Here is a 507-nt window from a genome sequence, read left to right as displayed (position 1 = left end):
CAAACGGCGTCGCTGAAGCAGGCCAAGGTATTCAGACGTATATGCAAGCAATTCCTTACATGGCTTACGGCTGGGTAACTTTGGTGATTGTTCTGCTGGTTGCGATGGAAAAAATCCCTGACCTCGGCGCAATGAAAAAAGCAGAAGAGCGTGCGAAGAATGGTCAAGTTCGTCCAGACGGCGCAACCGATGTGGACTTTGGTTCTGAAGTTTCTGCGCACACCAATCCGACAATGGGTCTGATCAATTTCCTTTTACCGATGATCGTCCTCGTTGCTGCCAGCTGGTACTTTGGTATCGACCTACTGGCGGGGGTTTTCGTCGCGCTGATCTTCACCATTAGCTTCTACGGTGCACAAAAACTGATTTCAATGAACGATATGTTCGAGGCTGTTTATGATGGCATTAAAGTTATGCTACTGCCGCTTGCAACCGTAATTGGTGGCTTCATGCTGAAATCTGTCAATGACTCGCTAGGTGGCACGCAATACGTGATTGAGACCGTAA

1 protein-coding gene is annotated in these 507 nt (G+C 48.3%); it reads left to right on the top strand.

Annotated features, from left to right (window positions below; translation table 11 throughout):
• Positions 1–507 (top strand): Na+/H+ antiporter NhaC family protein (locus tag R7O13_RS31175; protein WP_318305768.1); only part of this gene is annotated, 507 nt, incomplete at both ends.

The organism is Vibrio sp. Y176 (assembly GCF_033438945.1).
The sequence above is the reverse complement of the archived record's forward strand: the minus strand, read 5'-3'. Positions and strand labels throughout refer to the sequence as shown.